This is a genomic window from Xenorhabdus griffiniae (assembly GCF_015163655.1).
In the GTDB taxonomy this organism is placed as follows: Bacteria; Pseudomonadota; Gammaproteobacteria; order Enterobacterales; family Enterobacteriaceae; genus Xenorhabdus; species Xenorhabdus griffiniae.
On sequence record NZ_JADEUF010000217.1, the window covers coordinates 1 to 2,367 of the forward strand.

General features: G+C 45.5%; 5 protein-coding genes. All 5 read right to left on the minus strand.

What is annotated here, in order from left to right; translation table 11 throughout:
• Window positions 1-174: 174 nt before the first annotated feature.
• Window positions 175-378, minus strand: a complete 204-nt coding sequence (locus IQ211_RS18875) for a hypothetical protein (RefSeq protein WP_189761339.1) — start codon at window positions 376-378, stop codon at window positions 175-177.
• The gene (locus IQ211_RS18880; RefSeq protein ID WP_189761340.1) at window positions 375-725 is read right to left on the minus strand and encodes an HNH endonuclease; all 351 of its coding nucleotides are present in this window, start codon (window positions 723-725) and stop codon (window positions 375-377) included. Before IQ211_RS18880 ends, IQ211_RS18875 begins: the two co-directional genes overlap by 4 nt.
• 3 nt (window positions 726-728) lie before the next feature.
• The gene (locus IQ211_RS18885; RefSeq protein ID WP_189761341.1) at window positions 729-1,094 is read right to left on the minus strand and encodes a hypothetical protein; all 366 of its coding nucleotides are present in this window, start codon (window positions 1,092-1,094) and stop codon (window positions 729-731) included.
• A gap of 140 nt (window positions 1,095-1,234) precedes the next feature.
• Window positions 1,235-1,435 (minus strand): hypothetical protein, encoded by a 201-nt coding sequence (locus IQ211_RS18890; RefSeq protein ID WP_189761342.1) that lies wholly within the window; start codon window positions 1,433-1,435, stop codon window positions 1,235-1,237.
• The gene (locus tag IQ211_RS18895; protein ID WP_282885596.1) at window positions 1,432-2,019 is read right to left on the minus strand and encodes a BRO-N domain-containing protein; all 588 of its coding nucleotides are present in this window, start codon (window positions 2,017-2,019) and stop codon (window positions 1,432-1,434) included. Before IQ211_RS18895 ends, IQ211_RS18890 begins: the two co-directional genes overlap by 4 nt.
• Window positions 2,020-2,367: the final 348 nt, after the last annotated feature.

Below are 2,367 nucleotides of genomic sequence, written 5' to 3' on the forward strand. Positions count from 1 at the left end.
TCCTGTATTCAGGAAACAGTGAAAAAGGGATACAAAAACACCCGATTTAAATTTCATTTTTCGCGGGTATAAAAAAAGACCTAAGGCGGCGGTCCTTAAGGGTGAGAGTGGCAGGGATTTGACCTCCCCCTACCGCTTCATGACCATTCCTGTTGATACGGTTTTATCGTGAAACTAAATATAAATATCAGTTGCCTCATCTGCCATTTCATTGGTCACCGCAAAGGTCACCGTCAGTATGGGATGAATATCTTTCGCCTTAGTCTCAACAGTTACGTTCTGCTGGTTGGATAACAATAGGCCATCGACACTCAAGGCATAGCCCATAAAGCTACCGCCTTTGAATATCCGTGATAGTTTTACTTGTCTCTCACTCATCGTAGTCTCTCCGTGGCGGTCTTACGTTTATGGCAAGCCCAGCATAATAATTGCAAATTGGATAGTTCATCCGTGCCACCGTGTGCCTTGGGGATGATATGGTCAACCGTCACACCTGTTACTGCGCGCCCCTCACGTAAGCATTGCTGACACAACTGTTTGTCCCGTTGCTTGATGGTCGCTCTTAACTTGTCCCACTTGCTGCCATAACCGCGTTCATGCCGGTTCTTGCCCTGTTGGTGAGATTGCCAGCCTGTGTGCAGATGGTCAGGGCAGTAGCCGCTGCGGTCGGTAGTGGTCTTAGGGCAGCCACGTTTGCGACAGGCTCTGGGGATACGCGGGGGCATACATCACCACCGCGAAAACAACCCGCCGCGCTCGCTCTCACGGGTAACGAACTGGCGTATCTCTTCGCGCACTATCTGGCGGAGGTGTTCATCACGGGCTTGATTTATCTTCGCAGAGTCAATAGTGGCTGATTTAATGTAAGGCCCACTCGCGGCGTGGAAGACCTTGAAGCTATCGCAAGCCATAGTTGCCTGTTCCTTTTCTGCCTTCGGTTCGAATGCATTGTGAATGACAAGTGTTTCGGGGATTTCAGAAATAGCTTTAAAACAGCCTCTGGCTAGTTTGAGCTTCCCATTCTTACCGTAAGACGCCGTGCATCTATTCGTCCTGACTGTGATGCTACCGTCTTCATTAATACGAATTTTCATAATAGTTTTTGCCTCATTCAGAATAATCAACTACCTCAATTTATATAATCCCGTAGGATCTTGAGACCACACCAGACCAAAACTTACACAAAACTCTATCAACGCCACTCCTAGAATGACGTTTGCAGAATTTTATAAAATCACCGTCTTGTGTACTTGCTCGCCCATGCCTTAGCGATACTTAAACAATCATCAAACAGCTTACCTTTCCCGCTGGGTGAACTAGAGCAGCGATAATGTTCAACTGCTCGGTCACTTGCCATCCCCGCGATAGATGAAGAAAAGCCGAGCTTAATTAACTCGGCCTGTATATTTTTCTCGATAAACTGTTCGTGGTTCATGCGGGACCTCCCTCTTCATCAGGGAAGTCACCCAGATCAGGGATGGAAAACTGTGTAAGCTCTAAAGCTAGCTTTGTGGCTTCCTTGATTTTTTTGATATCCCGCTTACGTTGTGCCATTAGGCCGCTTCCTTTCTGTCCACGATGTTTTAAAGAAGCCTTATTAAAGACATCTATTAAATCGTGCATCTTTTGCCCTGCAAGTTGAGTCATGGCAGCAATATCAAGCGTACCGATATCAATATTTGATTCCTTCTCCGCGAGATCCAGTAACCAAATGCGAAGTTCTTTGGCTACCTTGGTTCGGGAAAACATGCCGATAAGATATGCACCACGAAGAGAGTACAGTCTAATGTCAGACATAAGATGTTCGTAACCTATTGATTCTTCCGAGGTCCTCACTTTGGCAATGGTACTCATGCTCTCAGTAAATTCATCTTTATGCCTGCTATAAAGATTCGCCACTTTCTTACTATCTTTGTAGCCCAGTAATTCAGCCAAGTGCTCACCCGTAAACCAAATCTTCCCGTCCTTATTGTCAAATGGAACGATTTCATGTTCTTTGAAAGTTAATGCTGTACTCACGATGCTTATCCTTACTTAGGTAATGAACCTTTGCCGCAATAGGAGATCAGCCCATCGAGTAGCATCAGTTTTAGCTGATTCCTCAAAGGCTCATTCCTAAATAAAGGCTCGATGTTTAGATTGGCGCTGCGGTGCGCGTTAGATACAAAAATGCCACCATCCCGTATGCGTTGGGTACGCGATGGGAACGGGTGGCAGCATGGGTTATTTCTGTAGCCACTCAGGGAATGGATAGAGAAATATTGGGTTTAGTTTCAGTGAGTAACTAATTGTTAAGCATTATTCGCTTGTTGTTGGGTGAAGATGGGTTTATGTGTTGCTGTACCTAATCTTTGAGGGAATTATTAT